This window comes from Rheinheimera mangrovi, assembly GCF_003990335.1.
GTDB classification, from domain to species: Bacteria; Pseudomonadota; Gammaproteobacteria; order Enterobacterales; family Alteromonadaceae; genus Pararheinheimera; species Pararheinheimera mangrovi.
In genome coordinates, this window is record NZ_CP034683.1 from 2,820,548 (window position 1) to 2,837,851 (window position 17,304).

The window sequence follows — 17,304 nt, forward strand, 5'->3', positions numbered from 1 at the left end:
CCCTATGGCGAGCGCACCAGACGCACATAACCTAACTGATTCTGCTGCTTAGGTAAGGTATTGTCGTTGCCATTACGGATGTCAAACACCCAGGCAGAAATGCCACCACCACCTTCAGCACTGCTTTGTGTCGTCCAGTAGAACATATTGTTCTGCACCGAATGATCGGGTTCAAAACGGAAAAATACCGGGTCTAACAAATGGTTCTGGCCAACTCGGCCAAAATCGGCGATCGACATCAGCTCTTCCAAAGTGGGTAAACGCCAATTCGCCCCACCGCAATATACGGTTTCATTAACTTCTGTGACATAAGTTCCTAAACCACAATCCACAGTGCTCGGGCAAGAAGTTAATGCGTCAGCGGCCTCACCACTTTTTCCACCATTACCTGTATCTGCATTAACAAAACTGTATCTGTTATTTGCAGCTCTTAAGGTACTGGCTGGAGGTACTGCAATCACCGGCTCTTTTAATTCCCAAATCAACCCCGTGACATTATCCCGAACACAGGAAAAATCATTTGCCGTGTCAGCCAGCTCATCGCCGAACTGATCCAGCTTAGTGAAATCAAATGCCTTTTCACCTTTGCCAATTTTGCGTAAATACTGCACTACGCTGTCGCGACCACCATCACCGTCCTGACGCGGATAAGTTTCGTCACCGCATGGGATCACACCAGAAATGTCGTAACAATTCACTACACCTGTGTCGGGTAAATCACCCAGTACTGCGTTACTGACTGTCACCAGCATAGTGTCCGTTGCAGTTTGGTTATTGCTGTCTGTTACAGTTAATTGCAATTCAAGCTGGCTGGTCCCAGAAATATCCGGAGCAATAAAAGAAGCCTGACAGGAGGTTGGATTGACCAACACCAACGCCTGTCCCTTTAATTGACTCCAGCGACAGCTGTAACTGCCTGTGACTGTGCGGGTGCCGCTGGCATCTAAGCGCACTTCGGCAAATTCGCGCACCTGCTGATCTGTCCCGGCATCTGCAATAATTTGTTGAGTGCTGGCGCGTACTGGCACTTTTATACTACTTTGCCCTGTAGCACCTTCATCATCCGTAATAGCCAACGCCAGTTCAACATCACTTTGACTGGCCACCAGCGGAGCGACAAAACTGACAGTCGCCGTGTTGGCACCTGTTAAGCTCACCGCAGGACCTGATGTCTGGGTCCACAAATACGAAACTATACTGCCATCCGCATCCAAATCATAAGAGGATGCCGCACTCACAGTAGCGGTCAACCCCTGAGCTACAGGTAATATTGATGGCTGGGTGATCTGCAATACTGCAACCGGCGCCTGGTTTTTGGCAATAATCCGAACCTGAACTTCATCAGTTAAGTTTCGCCCTGCAGGTGTAGTGTAAGCCACCTGAAACACCAAAACGGCCTCGGCTTTAACTGAAGGAGCCTTCAAAGCAACAGCCGCAGTGCTGGCTGGCATACCGGTAACTGCTGTACCGGATAGCTGACGCCATGCAAAAGTGCCGCCCGCAGGATCACCTAAAGCAGTCAGAGTAAAACTATCTGTTTCATTCACCGTCTGATCGACCCCTGCATTGACGCTGGAAGCCGGACCACCAGAATCAGAGTCTCCTCCGCCACCGCCACCACATCCCGTCAACAGCGAGCTGAGTAAAAGTAAAATAAGCCATTGTTGTGTTCGGATCATTGTATTTATTCCACCACATGCTGCGATAGCACTGCAAGTCAGCGCTGGTCCCAACAAAAAATTGACGTCAGAAGTAACTCAAAAGAAACAAAGCAAAAGGCAGGCCAGTTTTGCAGAAAAAAGCAGTTGAGGTTTGCAACACAAAGGGTGTTAAAGAGGCTCCACCACTACACCTTGCTCAGACAATCGAATACGAGAGGCGCTATACTCTTTTTTAGTTCTTAAAACTTCGTTGCCAAAACTGGTTTCTACGCCGGCAAAAAGCTGCTGAGTAACTTCCACGCACACAGACAATAACAACTGCCGTCTTTGCTCTTCCAACTGTTTTATATCAGCAATAAAAGCCGAAGCAATACTACGATGTTCTTCAAACTCTTCAACCATAGCAGCCATTTGTTCCTGCACTGCCGCTGATTTTTCCATCTGTCTGAGCTGCTCAACATGTTGTTTAACCAGTTCCATCTCAGCTTTTAAACCAACCAGACTAGTGCGCAATACATTTTGTTTTTCTATCAGCGGGTCCATCTGCTTATTCAGTACAATTTGCAGCAAACTACCTGAGGGAGCGCCAAGATTGCCGCAGCGTAAGCCATTGCCCAGATAATAGCGGCCGCCGACAATTTTGCCATTGGCTTTTTCTTCTGTGCCAGCCAACACCGAATCGGCCTCCACCTGACAATGCAATAACTGTTTTGATACCGTAAGACGGCCTTCGCATTTGATGCTGGCGTACTGAGCTAAAGTGCACTGCACATGGCCTTTTGCCCGAACTTGTGTGCTAAGTTCAGTATCAGCGCCTACTTCACCAACCTGATGACCAATAATGGCACCACCAATAGTAATATCACCACCTGACTCAATCAGTTCGCCTTCAAACAAGCCTTTTACAACCACATTGCCACCGGCAATGACTTTCATGGCTTCAGCCACATCGCCGTTAATAACAACAGCACCTTTAAAAATAATATGTCCGGAACCCGCATCGACTTTGTTAATGACAAAGACTTCATCAACGGCAACACAAGCATCTAATAAACGCGGCATGCCGTCACGGCTGGCAACTAACAGGTCCGGATTATCCGCAGAGACAGCAGAACCTTCGGCTTCGCCCCAAGGCAACTGTTGACCATCTAGTGCAGACAAACGCGTGCCTGACACCGTCATGCCTTCCTTACCTTTGGTCGGCGGATGACGACGCATCAGCACCTCACCGGTTTTCACTGAAGCTATGGCGCCAAAATCACGTAAGTCGACCTTGCCTTCAGAACGTGCAATAGGCTGTTTACTGCGATTAGACATATCACGGATCAGCAACTCAAACACAGAATCACGGCCTGGAGTTGGCAATTTGCCCAAAGCGATTTCCGCTTTGGTTTTGCTGCCTGGTTCTGCACGACTGGCTTGAGCCACTAACTGGAGGATTTGTTCTTTCTGAAAACCAAACACAATGCCAGCTTCCTGCCCGGCTTTTACCACGTCATTGGCTGAAACGGGATTACCACCATAAGCAGCGGTAATTTCGGCGTTAGCCAGCATCGCATCGCTGCTGATCTCAACGTTTAATTGAGCGTGAATACGTTCAGCTACCTTGTAATTCAATACATAGCCTTCGGTCTGCAACTGTTGTTTGATTTTTTGTTGGACTTGCTGGTATTCCAGCAACAGATTTTTGACCTGCTCCTGTAACAGCAGACAGCGGCCATAACCTGCTTGGTGCAGTTGTTCTTTTAATAAATCTGCTGTCAGATTAGTCTGAGTGACAGGCATGTGAATAAAGACTAAGTCGTCTTTGAGGCTAAACTGACACGCTAAAACATTTACTGTCACAAGCAATTACCACTTTTATGGCTAGCCGCCACTACAACAAATTCATCAGGCAAAAAAACTCTTTTACCCAAGCGCTGGATTTGTACCTAATAACTTATTAAATATAGTTCTCTTGGTGGATACGGATAAATAATTCTGTTCCGACTTTGCTGTAATCAACTTTATATTCTTTGTTATTCAGAGCCTGCACGAATAACAGCGTTTTGTTTTCACTGAAAACGTCAGAACTGGCAATATCTACTAACTCTAAATAACGGGCTTTTGCATCAGCTTTGCTGGACGGGACTTCTTCAGTGAATATTTTGACACCATGACGAGTTGCAACAATCACCGGGTCACCAGCGTCATTCACAATGACTAGATCCACTTTTTTCTGTTTGTGAATCAAGGTGTTACGCCCACTGACTAAAAAAGCTTTCTCATAATTATTCATAACTGAAATACCGTTTTTAATTTTGTTTTATCGCGTCATTATGATACAGACGCACATCAAGTGTCTAGGTGACTGTATTGTCTAAACATTGTAACCGGATTTGATTCACTTTGCGGCAAAAATCAGCAGGTTCTGAGCCTATAGCACTTATCGGAATAAACAGATCAAAGCCGGTTAATTGCCGCAATAATTGCATGCGTCGGGCAAACATTGCAATAGCCCCTTTATAACTGCGCGTTGCAGCTCTGTATTCCCCAACCTCAATCATCAGATCCGAAGGACAAGTTCCGGTTGGGCAGTTGCTGCCAAGGGCTGCTATGAGCAGATGACGTTGCTCCATCATCAAGTTCACAGCTAACCGCGGTTGAAGTTGATCAAGAAACTCCTCGTAGCAACGAAGCTTTACGCCCACATAAGCCAGTTCTTTGCCATTCAGTTCAGGCACAGAGATAAAAGAAAATCCCTGCCAGGGGATAAACCAACGGCCTTTATGGTGAATATAAGTAAAACCTTGCGGGTCCAGCTCGATAACATAAAAAGGTTCTGTGAGCTTAGCATAGCCAGCAATCAGGCCCAGCAAACAACATATAAACAGCACTGCCCAGGCTGAGCTGTGTAGTACATCAGGAATAAGTAACAGTAATAACAGCCATAACAGTAAAGCCAAACCACTGAATAACAGGGTTTTCACACCGCCTCTGGCAGTGGCGGCTCTATACTGAAGTTTTTCCATTAATCCATATACCAAAAATAAAAGACAGCCATCAGCACAACCCACAGGATGTAAAATCGCATATTGTGGCAAAACTGACATTTTTGTTCCGACATTCACTCCTCCGATACGACCAACACCTGAGTCATTGCGATAACCCGTGCACTGCGGTGACTAATATTCCCTACAATAAAGCCCACTATTCGAAGAGTACCAGAGTGGAGTTACCGTGACGCAAAAAAATTCGCGCCTGATATGGGTTTTATTGATTGGCATGTTCTTGTTCGTTGTTTATCTTTTCCTTCAAAATCAATCTACTGAAGAAGATCAAAAGGCTGCCAACGCAGCGACTTTAGTTAGCACACAAATTGTCAGCCATTCAGCGTTAGTGCGTCAGGTCGTAAGCTTGGGTACAGCTCTTGCGAACGAGTCAGTACAAATTGTCACCAACACAAACGACTACCTAACCGTTCTTCATATTAATGAAGGTCAGCGCATTGAAAAAGGCCAATTAATTGCTCAATTAAATGATGTGGAAGAACGCGCCCGTGTTGCTGAATTATCTGCATCTTTGCTGGATCAAAAACGCCAGTTAGAACGGGTAAAGAATTTGGCCAAAACTCAGGCAACAGCGCAGTCTTTACTGGACGAGCAGCAGACCCGAGTAAATACCACTCAAGCCCAGTTGGATGCTGTAAAAGCCCGACTTAACGAGATGACGATCCGTGCGCCCTTCAGTGGTGTTTTGGGTTTACGCCAGGTCAGTGAAGGCGCTTATTTAACCGCAGGTACAGTGTTAACCACGCTGGACGATTTAAGTCTTATCCGGCTGGAATTCAGTGTTGCTGAATATTATCTGGCGCAGTTAAAGCCAGGCATGGTGGTGAATGCCAGTAGTGTGGCCTACCCAGGCAAAGTATTTACCGGTCAGATTAAGGCCATTGATACCCGCTTAGACCCCGTCACCCGTTCAGTGAAAGTCCATGCGTTAGTGCCAAATCGCCAACTCGAATTACGCCCAGGTATGTTATTGAATGTCGGTGTCACCCTGGCTGAAGTACAGGCGTTGCAAATTTCAGAAAAGGCCATAGTGCCGCTACAAAGCAAACATTATGTGTTTGTAGTGAATAAAGACAACAGCGTGACACAAACCGAAGTTCAACTGGGCCAACGTATACCGGGCCTGGTAGAAATAGTGTCCGGTCTGAATGCAGGCGACGAGGTGGTGATCGAAGGTACGACCAAAATCCGCACTGGTTCATTGATCACTAAAGTGGAGCAATAAACATGTGGCTGTCAGATGTTTCGGTCAAAAGGCCTGTTTTCGCCACTGTAGTGAATCTGATTTTACTGATCTTTGGGATTGTCTGTTTCACTATGCTGCCACTGCGGGAATTCCCGGATATTGATGCTCCTATAGTCACAGTCAGCACCGATTATCCGGGCGCCTCAGCCGAAATAGTCGAAACCAAAATCACTCAACCAATAGAAGATCGCATCTCGGGCATTGAGGGCATTAAGAACATTAATTCCAACAGCCGGGATGGCCGCTCTAATGTCACTATCGAATTTAATGTCAATCGCGACATCGACGCAGCAGCCAACGACGTACGGGAACGGGTGTCGCGCATTCTGGATAACCTGCCTGATCAAGCGTTTCCGCCTGAAGTTTTTAAGGCTGACGGAGACGATGACACCATCGCTTGGTTTGTGCTGAACAGTGAAACCATGACCAACCTGGAATTATCCGATTACGCCGACCGTTATATAGTCGAGCGTTTTTCCGTCGTTGACGGTGTGGCCCGAATTCAAATTGGTGGAGAACGTCGTTACGCCATGCGTCTGTGGTTAGATAAAGATGCGATGGCCGCCCGTGGGGTCACAGTGCAGGATATTGAAACTGTGCTGCGTGCAGAAAACGTCGAGCTGCCTGCCGGTAATATTAAATCTGAAGATCGTAACTTTACAGTTCGGGTCGTTCGTACGTACAAAACGCAGCAAGACTTTAACCGCTTAGCTATTAAACGGGGTGACGATAATTATCTGGTGCGTTTGGGCGAAGTGGCTCAGGTTATTTTAAGCTCGGAAGACGAAGAAAATGAATTCCGCGGTGACGGTAAAAATCTGTTAGGCATCGGCATTATCAAGCAATCCAAAGCCAATACGCTGGATGTAGTGAAAAATGCCCGCGCAGAAATGGAGAAAGTAAAGGCCATTTTACCCGCAGGCACGACGATTGAACCCGGCTACGATTCTTCCTTGTTTATCGCAGAATCCATCAAAGAGGTGTACAACACTTTAGGTATTGCCATGGGCATGGTGGTGCTGGTGATTTTCCTGTTCCTTGGGAATTTACGCGCTACCTTCATTCCGGCCGTCACTGTGCCTGTTGCTTTAGTTGCCGCTGTGACCGTGCTTTATGCGCTCGATTTCTCAATTAACTTATTAACCTTATTGGCCATGGTTTTAGCCATAGGTTTAGTGGTGGATGACTCCATTGTAGTTTTGGAGAACATCTACCGTCGAATTGAAGAAGGTGAACATCCGCTTTTAGCCTCGTACCGTGGGGCCCGTGAAGTAGGTTTTGCTGTCGTTGCTACGACCCTTGTGCTGATTTCAGTCTTTGTACCGCTGGTGTTTATGCAAGGTGAGCTGGGTAAACTATTTACTGAGTTTGCTTTAGCTGTAGCTGCCGCTGTGGTGTTTTCCGGTATTACGGCGCTGACCCTCTCTCCTATGCTGGCCAGTAAACTACTGACCCACAAAAAACGCGAGTCCCGTTTCAGTGCTGCAATGCACAAAGGCTTTGCCAAACTGGAATCGGGGTATCGCAATCAACTCAATGCAGTGATGAACTATCGCTGGCCAACGCTGGCTGTGTTAGTGCTGAGTTTTGTCGCTACAGTCATGCTACTGAAATTAATCCCTTCAGAGCTGGCGCCACAAGAAGACAGGGGCACATTTTTTGTCAACATGAGTGGCGCTGAAGGCGCAAGCTATGGCAATAACAGCCGTAATATGCGACTGATTGAAGATTTGCTGATGCCCTACTACGAAAAAGGTGAGTTTAACCGCTTGCTGATCCGCGTACCTGGTTGGGGCAATTCAGGAGGCGTGGCTATTGTTGGCACTGAAAACTGGAACAATGGCAAAAGACGCACTTCTGAGTTAATGCAGGAAGTCAGTACCAAACTGAACGAACTGCCAGATGTAAAAGCATTCACCTTTATGCGCAGTGGTTTAGGTGGAGGTCGTGGTGGTGGTCGTCCTGTGCAGTTTGTTATTCAGGGCAATACCTATCAGGAACTGGTGCAGTGGCGCGATATAGTGCTGGCAAAAGCAGCGGAAAATCCAAGCCTGCAAATGCTGGACCATGACTATAAAGAAACTGTACCTCAGGTACTGGTGGAAATTAACAGCGACCGCGCAGCAGATTTAGGTATCTCTGTGGGTGCTGTGGGTCAGGCGCTGGAAGCCATGCTGGGCGGACGTCGGGTTACGACTTTCCTCGACAGAGGCAAAGAATATGACGTGATACTCGAAGGTGAAGATAAAGACTTCGCCAGACCTGGCAGTATCAGCAATGTATATGTTCGTTCTAAAGAGTCGGGCAGACTGGTGCCATTAGACAACCTGGTTACATTAAAAGAAGAAGCAACCACCTCCAGCTTAAACCGTTACAACCGGATGCGCAGTATTACTATTACCGCCAATCTCGCACCAGGTTACAGCTTAGGTGAAGCACTGGAGTTTTTGGAGAGCACGGTCAGAGAAAATATCGAAGCGCCTGTTGGCATAGACTACAAAGGGGAATCGCTGCTGTTTAAGGAAAGTGGAGAGTCAACCGCATTAATTTTTGCGCTGGCTTTGCTTATTACCTTTTTGGTTTTGGCCGCTCAGTTCGAAAGTTTTGTCCATCCTTTTGTCATTATGCTGACTGTGCCACTGGGCTTAGTCGGAGCTTTGGCGGGCCTGTATTTATCGGGCATGACGCTGAATATTTACAGCCAGATAGGCCTGGTGATGCTGATAGGCTTAGTGGCGAAAAACGGTATTTTAATAGTCGAATTTGCCAACCAGCTGCGTGACGCAGGCGTAGAGTTTGAAGAAGCCATTAAACGCGCATCAGCTTTACGTTTACGTCCTATCGTCATGACAGCTTTCACTACAGTGTTCAGCGCTATTCCGCTGATTGTCACCACTGGCCCGGGTTCTGAAAGCCGTATGGTGATTGGTATGGTGATCTTCGCTGGTGTGGGTGTAGCTACCCTGCTGACCATTTACGTAGTACCAGTGGCTTATATGGTACTGGCCCGCAATACAGGCTCACCACTGGCCATCAGTAAGCAATTGGAACAGCTGGATAAGGACAACCCGGAGAAGTCTGAGGAACCACATTAAAGTTTTCATTCTGAGTCTCTGCGGTGATTCACCTTGCTGCAGAGACTGTTTTTCCAGCCTGACACCTTCTCCTTTACTTTTTTCAGGGTTTATTCCCACCGCCCTTTGTTTTAGATCTGGTTTATCAGCATAAAAATCAGCTACCTTAGCGGCTGATGGGATCCGCAATGGAACAGATGCAAATGGACTACAGCCTGCTTTTTTGTGCGCTTTTTCCGCTACTCAGCGTACTGTTTTTTCTGGTTTTTTTACGCTGGCCAGCCCGAAAAGCTATGCCACTTTGCCTGCTGGGCACTTTAATCTTAAGCGCAGTAGTGTGGTCAGTCCCAAGCTTGCATATAGCGGCAGCTATTATTGAAGGTCTGGTGATCGCCACGACCGTATTGTGGGTAGTGTTTGGTGCCTTGCTGCTATTAAATGTGCTGGAAAATAACGGCAGTTTTTTGCTGATCCGTCGTGGTTTTGCCAGCATCTCCAGTGATCATCGTATTCAGTTATTATTTGTTGGTTGGCTACTGGTGGCGTTTTTAGAAGGCGCAGCTGGGTTTGGCACACCAGCGGCTATAGCTGCTCCTTTATTAATTGCATTAGGCTTCAGGCCTTTGGCTGCAGTGGTTTTAACCCTGATAGCAGATTCAGTGCCTGTGTCTTTTGGCGCTATTGGCACTCCTGTTTTGGTAGGTCTGACCAACGGCCTGCCTGGTGTATCGCCGGAGCTAATAGAGCAAAGCGCGATCACTGCAGCCAGTATTGACCTGTTGTGCGCCAGCTTAATTCCAGTGCTGATGTGCCTGCTGTTATGCCGCTATTTTAGTGATACGCCAAGCTGGCGTTCTGGCTTGGCTATTGCGCCACTCGCTTTGTTGTCTGGCCTTTGTTACAGCCTGCCCGCAGTTTTGGTCGCCCGTTATCTTGGGCCTGAATTTCCATCTTTGTTAGGTGCTTTGGCAGGCTTGCTGCTGTTGACCTTGCTGGTACGTTTTGGTTTTGCCGTGCCTGTGACTCGATGGCGCTGTGACAACGAAGCGGATAACACCAGTGCAGAAGATCATACTGCACCTTCAAATTTCAGTTTATTCAAAGCCTGGGGCGCTTATCTGTTACTTGCGGCTTTATTGGTGATAAGCCGACTTGAATTTTTACCTTTTAAAGCTGCGTTACAAGCTGTGCAATTGAATTGGTCCGAGATTTTTGGCACCAATTTATCCACCTCTGTTCAGCCTTTATATTTACCAGGTACGTTGTTTGTATTAACTGTACTGCTGTTTTTACCATGGCAAGCCAAACGCCGCCAATTGATGCGTAAAGCCACAACAGAAAGCTTGAGCAGAATTTGGCCTGCAGCTATTACGCTCGCCAGCGCAGTGCCTATGGTAAGGTTGTTTTTGCATTCGGATCTGAACAGCGCAGATTTACCTGCTATGCCTATGTATCTGGCCGCAATGGCCACTACACATCTGGCGGAAGTCTGGTTATGGTGTGCGCCATGGGTTGGTGCTTTAGGCTCATTTATCGCAGGTTCCGCCACCTTTTCCAACCTGATGTTTGCCAGTATGCAGCAACAACTGGCGGCAGATTCAAACCTGCCCTTACCTCTGGTATTAGCATTACAAATGCTGGGAGCCAATGCGGGCAATATGCTTTGTGTAGTGAACGTGGTGGCTGCTGCTTCAGTGGTGAAACTAACAGGACAGGAGGGACAGATTATGCGGTTTACCTTGCTGCCGATGGCGTTGTATTGTCTGCTGGCAAGTACAGTCGCCATTTTACTTTACAGCTTTACAAGGTAGTCGAAGGGATCAACACGTCTGTGGTTGTTCGCTGATATCGTTTCACCGTCTTTTCTATATCACCTTGCTCATACAACTTCTGCCAGGCCTTTTGCAGTTTGATTAACATAGCTTTGGATAAGGTTGTTTTACTGAAACCAAAATAAACAGGGCTTTGATACACCAGTACTAAAGGCCGGTAATTTTTTGCATTTTTATACTGATGTGTTTGCCAGTAATACAGCACTGACTCATCCTCCAGAATAGCGTTGACCCTACCCGCCTCCAGCAATGCCAGTTTGTCCTGAATACTACTGATACTCACCAGTTGTCTGGCAAAAAAAGGATTTTGCTTTAACAGCTCAAATTCCTCGCCATAATAAGCCCCATTAAGCTCAGCGATACGGCCCAAATCAACGTCGTGAGATAAGTCTTTTAAAGTCGAGACTTTGGGTAACTTATCCGGATTGCCGATCAGCCAGATGGATTCAATATGATGAGGGCCGATAAATGCAAAATCATTTTTCCGTGCGTCGCTGTAGGATAAATGACTGACTAAATCTAATTCGCCGGATTTGATTTGTGCTAAAGAACGCAGCCAGGGGCTGTTAATAAACTGCAGTTCACAGCCGACCTCCTTGGCCAGTAATTGCAACAGCTCGACACTTTGTCCCTGCCAGCTGTCATTTTGTAAGATCAGATGAGGCGGGAAGTCGATTTCTGCCGCCATCCGCAGCACACAAGACTGTGTTTCACCTGCGTAAAACAACACTAAGGCAGCTAATCCAGACAATAACCTTTTTTGCATCAACGAACCTATGGGTTAAATCACACAAATCTACTATTGCACGGCATTATTTGCTTTACCAGACATGCTCACCCTACTTCGGCAAAAATCTTCTGCTATGGCTTGTTTCCATCCCACATTCGTTTTATTGTCGCTTATGTAAACATCTGGTTTTATTCGTTAATTTAAAGATAAGGAATTATCGACATGAATAAAAAAATGCTGTTGTTATCTGCTGCGTTTTGCAGCCTGGTAGTCAGTACCGCAACCTTGGCTGCGGAAAAGGGTAAAATAGGTTTATCTCTGGATATTAATGCGGATGGTTTTTTTAGCCCTGTTATTGTCAGTGTTAAAGTAAAAGAACTTGTGCCAGGTGGTGCTGCGGAAAAAGCAGGTGTATTGGTAGGTGATCAAATTTTGAAAATAGCTGACTGCGCTATTCCGGGATGTCCTGCCGATGATGCCAAAGATTTGATGAAAAAAAATAAGGGTGAGTCCGTCAGCTTTTTAATTAAACAAGCGGATGGCACAGAACTGACTAAAACAGTGATTGCTGAATAAAGCTCGAATCCTTACTTTAAAGGACATCCAGACCGCCGGACATTTCTGCTGACGCCCGGCGCCCTGCTCTGCTACACTGCGCGGGTTTTGTTAAAGGTGTTCAGCAACAGCTTTTAGCTAGTGCAATGAACTTGAAAGGGAAACAGGTGTAAATCCTGTACTGTACCCGCAACTGTAAGCCGCACTGAACCCAGTATGGCAAGTCAGATGTCCTGCCTTTACAAACCTCAGGCGCTGCAACTTTTGCAGCACACAGTGCGGGCTTACACTGTGCCGGAACTCTGCGGTTTTTGTGCTGCATGTCCTGGTCCCTGCCCGTTTTTTAATGGAGCGTTTTAGTGGGCCACACCCCGGTTGTCGAATTTTTGCAGGTGCAGTTGCTGATCAATCAGCAGCAGATATTAACTGGGCTGAATTTTGCTATCGAGCCAGGCCAGTTTGTCGCTTTGCTTGGTCCTAATGGAGCCGGTAAAACCAGCTTATTGCGACTGCTGCAAAAAGAGTATCAGCCAAGCTCCGGCCAGATTAAATTGCATGGCCAGCCCATCTCCACTTTTAGTCAAAGCGAGCTGGCGGCCAAAGTGGCGCTCGTCAGTCAGTTATCCGGTCCTTTATTTGATTTAACAGTGGCCGATGTGGTGCTGATGGGACTAATTCCTCATAAAGCTTTATGGCAAACCAATACAGAGCAGGACCTGCAGCAACTCAAGAAGAGTCTGGAACTGGTCGGTTTAGCAAATAAAGAACGTCATTCTTTTGCCCATTTATCCGGTGGTGAACAACAAAGGGTGTTATTGGCGCGCGCTGTGATGCAAAAACCTCTGCTGTTATTGCTGGATGAACCCACCAACCATCTGGATTTGTATTACCAGCATCAGGTGCTGCGTATTGCCAAGGCTCTGAATATTACGGTGATCGCCAGTATTCATGATTTAAATCTGGCGTCACGTTACTGCGACCGTTTATTACTGCTCAATCAAGGCCAACTGGTGGCCGACGGCACAGCAGAGCAAGTACTAACGCAGGAGTTACTTACGGAGGTGTTCCGTATTCCTTGTTTAATCGATCAAAACCCTTTTGGTGATTGTCCACGGGTCAGTTTTGGCTACAAGGACTATGTATGAGTAAGGTGTTGTTAACAGCTTTGCCTGTACCACTGCGTCTTTTACTGGCAATGGTAGTACTTGTCCTGGTTTGCCTGCTGGCATTAAGCACCGGCTCAGTGCCTATTTCCATGGCCGGATTATTTAGCTTGGCGCCGCTGGATGATATGCAGTCAACAGTACTGTGGCAACTGCGGTTTCCGCGTTTATTGCTGGCACTGCTGGCAGGTGCTGGTTTAGCTCTTTGTGGTGCTTTATTGCAAAATGCCAGCCGCAATCCGCTGGCCGACCCTTATTTATTTGGCATAGTTTCAGGCGCAGCCTTAGGCGCAACCATAGCTACTATCGTAGTTCCAGAGTGGCAGCTACTCACGCCCCTATTCGCTTTTTTTGGCGCTTTGCTGGCTGTGTTTCTGGTGCTGATTATTGGCGCCAGCAGTCGCTGGCAGAGGCTTGAAAGTCTGCTGCTTTGTGGCGTAGCCGTCAGCTTTATGCTCAGCGCTATCACCACCACCTTGTTGTATTTATCAGAACCTTTTGCCGCCAACCGCGTGATGTTCTGGCTGATGGGCAGTTTAAGCCAGGCCAGCCTGACTCATATCGCTTTGATAAGCCCGCTGGTGTTTATTACGTTGTTGTTGGGATTACTGTATCGCCGTCAGTTAGACGCTTTGGTATTAAGCGATGAAAGTGCCCGCAGTTTAGGCGTGAATGTACAACCTTTGCGTTTAGTTATTTTGCTGCTTTGTGCTGCGGTCAGCGCTGCTATTGTCGCCTGTTGTGGCGGCATCGCTTTTGTCGGCCTGATGATCCCCCATCTGGTGCGATCTTTATTTGGCTTATCCAGCGTGGCTTTGTTGCTGGGCTCTGTCTGGCTGGGCGCCGTGTTTTTAGCTGGCGTAGATACCTTATCCCGCAGCGTATTGCCAGATCAGGAATTGCCTATAGGGGTTGTTACTTCAGCCATAGGCAGCTTGTTCTTTTTATCCATGTTGTTTAAATACCGTCGCGGTTAAATGCTGATGAAAACGGAGTCGCTTGTTATGTTATTTGAAATACCTGCTTTAGATAAATCTGCGACGCCAGCCATACAGCAGCGTATTAATTTAAAAACTAAACCTGCGGGCGCTCTGGGCATGCTGGAGACGCTGGCGCTGCAACTGGCGCTGATCCAGAACCCAAATAAAAACCAAGACCCTTTATCACTAAATAAACCTGTGCTACTGATATTCGCCGCTGATCATGGCATCAATGTGCACGGCGTCAGCATAGCGCCAAGCGCAGTGACTCAGCAGATGGTATTGAATTTTTTGGCAGGCGGTGCCGCGGCCAACTGTTTCTGCCAGGCCAATGATATTGAGCTATTTGTGGTTGATGCCGGCATGCTGTTGCCACTGCCGGATGCTGAAGGTTTAATTCAACACTCTTTAGGCTGTGGCACAGCAGATTTCAGTCAGGGCCCTGCTATGAGTCTGGCGCAGGTTGAAGCGGGTCTGGCTTTAGGGCGTCATGCTGCACAGCAACAGATTGTTGCAGGCTGCGATTTACTGCTGTTGGGTGAAATGGGTATAGCCAATACCAGCAGTGCTGCCGCTTTACTCGCAGCTTCAACTCATTTGCCGATTGAAACTTGTGTCGGTCGTGGTACTGGTATCAGTGATGCACAATTTAAATTAAAACTGGCGTTAATTGAGCGGGCTTTGCAACGACCTTATGCCAAAGATCCGCTGTCCATTCTGGCTGAATTTGGTGGCTTTGAAATAGTCCAGCTTTGTGGTGCTATCTTAGGTGCAGCTTCACTACAAAAACCTGTACTCATTGATGGCTTTATTGTCTCAGTCGCGGCTTTATTGGCCTGTCAGATGGCGCCGAATTGCCGTGACTATTTAATTTTTGCGCATCAGGGTGCTGAAGCTGGTCATAAGGCGGTGTTAAAGGCTCTGGATGCCTCTGTGTTACTGGATTTAGGTTTACGTTTAGGCGAAGGCACAGGAGCTGCTTTGGCGGTACCATTACTCAAAGCAGCCATTAGTTTTTACAACGATATGGCAAGTTTTGCTGATGCCGGCGTGACTCAAGTGGTGGAAGCCGGAGCTCTTGAGTGAAAACCTCTATGCTGAAATGGCCACTCAGGCAATGGCACCTGTTTTGTCTGGCTTTGTCATTTTTCAGCCGTATTCCTGTGCCTACATCGACCCCGTACAGCCCAGAGCTTTTGAATCAAAGCAGCCGCTATTTAAGTCTGGTGGGCTTGTTATTGGGTGCCCTGCAAGCTTTGGTGTTGGTGGCTACAGCTCAACTGCTGCCCTTTTCCATCGCTGTGTTATTGGCTTTAATGGCAGGACTGGTACTAACAGGTGCTTTTCATGAAGATGGTCTGGCCGATACAGCTGACGGTTTAGGTGGCGGTTTAAGCCTTGAGCGCAAGCTGGAGATCATGAAAGACAGCAGAGTTGGCACTTATGGTCTGGTTGCGCTGTTATCGGTTTTTTTGATCAAGTGGCAAAGCCTGCAAGCCTTAGAGACACAAGCCATTTGGGCTTTCGTGCTGGTGGCTGGTTTATCGCGCGCCACAGCAGTCAGCCTTACTTTTGTCTTGCCTTATCAGCAACTGGATTCGTTGAGTAAAACCAAACCTATAGCCACCTCACTACAAAAACGTGCTTTGCTATGGATCTGGCTTTTTGTAGTGCCTCTTTTGTATTTTGTTCCTCTGTCTTTAGCTTTATCTCTGCTCGCTATCCTCATCTTATGTTTTGTTCTGCTGTTTTTTTACTACCGCTGTCAGCTACAGGGCTATACAGGCGATTTATTAGGCGCAGCGCAACAAGTCACTGAACTTGCTTTATATCTGGTGTGGCTTATATGGTGGAGACAGCAGTGATGAAAAAAACGCTGATTTTAGGCGGCGCCCGCAGTGGCAAATCCAGTCTGGCAGAAACTCTCGCCAAAACATCAGAGCAGGTGACTTACATAGCCACAGCCACTGCTTTTGATGCTGAGATGACAAAACGGATTACATTGCACCAGCAGCAAAGACCCAACAACTGGCTATTAATCGAATGCCCATTGTTGCTCTGTGAAGCCTTAACGCAGCTTTCTGGTTCAGGCCAGACGGTATTAGTCGACTGCTTAACGCTTTGGCTAAATAATCAGCTGTATCATCAGCCAGAGCAAGATTTTGCCCTGGCGCGCCAGCAGGTAGCAGATGCTGTTAGTCAGTTTGAAGGCAAATTGATACTGGTCAGCAATGAAGTGGGTATGGGGCTGGTGCCTATGGGCGAACTGAACCGAGTTTTTGTCGACCAACAAGGCTGGCTGAACCAACAGCTGGCCAGAGTTTGTGATGAGGTGATTTTTGTTGCAGCCGGCTTACCGCTTTATCTAAAGCGAGGCATTGATGCAACAGATTGATTTAGTACGCCATGGCCCTGTCGCAGGCCCTGCTGCTTTATACGGCTGGACTGATGTGATGTTGCAGCAATCATCCCCTGCCTGTCTGTCGTGGCTGTCTACCCAGTCTTATCAGCATGTACTGACATCACCTTTACAACGTTGCCGCCACAGTGCCGCAGCACAGGCTCAACGCCTGCAGCTTGAGCTTGTGATAGAGCCGGATTTAAAAGAAATGAATTTTGGCCTGTGGGACGGCGTGCCTTTTGATGAGCAAAGCCCCTGCTGGCCTGCACAACAACAATTCTGGCAGCAGCCTTTTGCCATAACGCCACCTAAAGGTGAATCTTTAATTGATTTTCAGCAGCGGGTTTTAAGGGCTTTTGAATTGCATAGCGGCTCTCAATACGAGCGGCAATACGAGCAGCACCAGCATGCTTTATGGTTAGTGCATGGCGGCGTGATCCGTCTGCTGCTGGCCTCCTTATTAAAGATCGACTTACAGCAAAGCAGCTGGCTGCAGCAGATGTCTATTGCCTATGGCAGCGTCAGCCGGATCAGCCGTTTTAACAAACAAAGCCCATGGCAAATCCACTGTATTGGCAGCGCTGGTTTTTAAATTTTTCCAAAGAGAGACAA

15 protein-coding genes and 1 riboswitch are annotated in these 17,304 nt (G+C 47.3%); of the genes, 10 read left to right on the forward strand and 5 right to left on the reverse strand.

All coding sequences use genetic code 11. From position 1 onward, the window contains the following. Nucleotides 1-2 precede the first annotated feature (2 nt). The 4 genes from EK374_RS12610 to EK374_RS12625 all read right to left on the reverse strand — a co-directional run bounded on the left by EK374_RS12610 (nt 3) and on the right by EK374_RS12625 (nt 4,672). Nucleotides 3-1,679 carry an Lcl C-terminal domain-containing protein gene (locus tag EK374_RS12610; RefSeq protein WP_127024093.1) on the reverse strand — a complete coding sequence of 559 codons (1,677 nt, stop codon included), beginning with the start codon at nt 1,677-1,679 and terminating at the stop codon, nt 3-5. Between the two features lie 150 nt (nt 1,680-1,829). Continuing rightward, on the reverse strand, nt 1,830-3,506 hold the full coding sequence (locus tag EK374_RS12615) for a DUF342 domain-containing protein (protein WP_127024096.1): 1,677 nt from the start codon (nt 3,504-3,506) through the stop codon (nt 1,830-1,832). Between the two features lie 97 nt (nt 3,507-3,603). Further along, entirely contained in the window at nt 3,604-3,939 is a 336-nt protein-coding gene (locus tag EK374_RS12620) for a hypothetical protein (protein ID WP_127024098.1), read from the reverse strand. Between the two features lie 64 nt (nt 3,940-4,003). Next, entirely contained in the window at nt 4,004-4,672 is a 669-nt protein-coding gene (locus EK374_RS12625; protein WP_164731871.1) for a DUF2982 domain-containing protein, read from the reverse strand. Nucleotides 4,673-4,880: 208 nt separating this feature from the next. Between EK374_RS12625 and EK374_RS12630 the strand changes: the two genes are divergently transcribed. The 3 genes from EK374_RS12630 to EK374_RS12640 all read left to right on the forward strand — a co-directional run bounded on the left by EK374_RS12630 (nt 4,881) and on the right by EK374_RS12640 (nt 10,842). Continuing rightward, entirely contained in the window at nt 4,881-5,936 is a 1,056-nt protein-coding gene (locus EK374_RS12630) for an efflux RND transporter periplasmic adaptor subunit (protein ID WP_127024104.1), read from the forward strand. Nucleotides 5,937-5,938: 2 nt separating this feature from the next. Beyond that, entirely contained in the window at nt 5,939-9,052 is a 3,114-nt protein-coding gene (locus tag EK374_RS12635) for an efflux RND transporter permease subunit (RefSeq protein WP_127024107.1), read from the forward strand. Nucleotides 9,053-9,219: 167 nt separating this feature from the next. Next, on the forward strand, nt 9,220-10,842 hold the full coding sequence (locus EK374_RS12640; protein ID WP_233280245.1) for an L-lactate permease: 1,623 nt from the start codon (nt 9,220-9,222) through the stop codon (nt 10,840-10,842). Here EK374_RS12640 and EK374_RS12645 read toward each other — a convergent pair. Beyond that, nucleotides 10,832-11,629 carry a substrate-binding periplasmic protein gene (locus EK374_RS12645; RefSeq protein ID WP_127024110.1) on the reverse strand — a complete coding sequence of 266 codons (798 nt, stop codon included), beginning with the start codon at nt 11,627-11,629 and terminating at the stop codon, nt 10,832-10,834. The two genes, EK374_RS12640 and EK374_RS12645, sit on opposite strands and share 11 nt — an antisense overlap. A gap of 186 nt (nt 11,630-11,815) precedes the next feature. Between EK374_RS12645 and EK374_RS12650 the strand changes: the two genes are divergently transcribed. The 7 genes from EK374_RS12650 (at nt 11,816) to EK374_RS12680 (ending at nt 17,284) form a co-directional block, all read left to right on the forward strand. Next, a complete protein-coding gene (locus tag EK374_RS12650; protein ID WP_127024113.1) occupies nt 11,816-12,169 on the forward strand; it encodes a PDZ domain-containing protein in 354 nt (117 codons plus the stop codon). A 77-nt stretch (nt 12,170-12,246) separates the two neighbouring features. Continuing rightward, nucleotides 12,247-12,403, forward strand: a riboswitch (cobalamin riboswitch). Nucleotides 12,404-12,507: 104 nt separating this feature from the next. Then, a complete protein-coding gene (locus EK374_RS12655) occupies nt 12,508-13,293 on the forward strand; it encodes an ABC transporter ATP-binding protein (RefSeq protein ID WP_233280246.1) in 786 nt (261 codons plus the stop codon). Further along, nucleotides 13,290-14,288, forward strand: a complete 999-nt coding sequence (locus EK374_RS12660; protein ID WP_127024115.1) for a FecCD family ABC transporter permease — start codon at nt 13,290-13,292, stop codon at nt 14,286-14,288. Before EK374_RS12655 ends, EK374_RS12660 begins: the two co-directional genes overlap by 4 nt. Before the next feature lie 27 nt (nt 14,289-14,315). Continuing rightward, entirely contained in the window at nt 14,316-15,377 is a 1,062-nt protein-coding gene (gene cobT, locus EK374_RS12665; RefSeq protein ID WP_127024118.1) for a nicotinate-nucleotide--dimethylbenzimidazole phosphoribosyltransferase, read from the forward strand. Further along, on the forward strand, nt 15,374-16,156 hold the full coding sequence (locus tag EK374_RS12670) for an adenosylcobinamide-GDP ribazoletransferase (RefSeq protein ID WP_206099200.1): 783 nt from the start codon (nt 15,374-15,376) through the stop codon (nt 16,154-16,156). The genes cobT and EK374_RS12670 overlap by 4 nt, the downstream gene beginning before the upstream one ends. Continuing rightward, on the forward strand, nt 16,156-16,686 hold the full coding sequence (gene cobU, locus EK374_RS12675; RefSeq protein ID WP_127024121.1) for a bifunctional adenosylcobinamide kinase/adenosylcobinamide-phosphate guanylyltransferase: 531 nt from the start codon (nt 16,156-16,158) through the stop codon (nt 16,684-16,686). Before EK374_RS12670 ends, cobU begins: the two co-directional genes overlap by 1 nt. Next, a complete protein-coding gene (locus EK374_RS12680) occupies nt 16,673-17,284 on the forward strand; it encodes a histidine phosphatase family protein (protein WP_127024124.1) in 612 nt (203 codons plus the stop codon). Before cobU ends, EK374_RS12680 begins: the two co-directional genes overlap by 14 nt. The last annotated feature ends 20 nt before the right edge of the window (nt 17,285-17,304 follow it).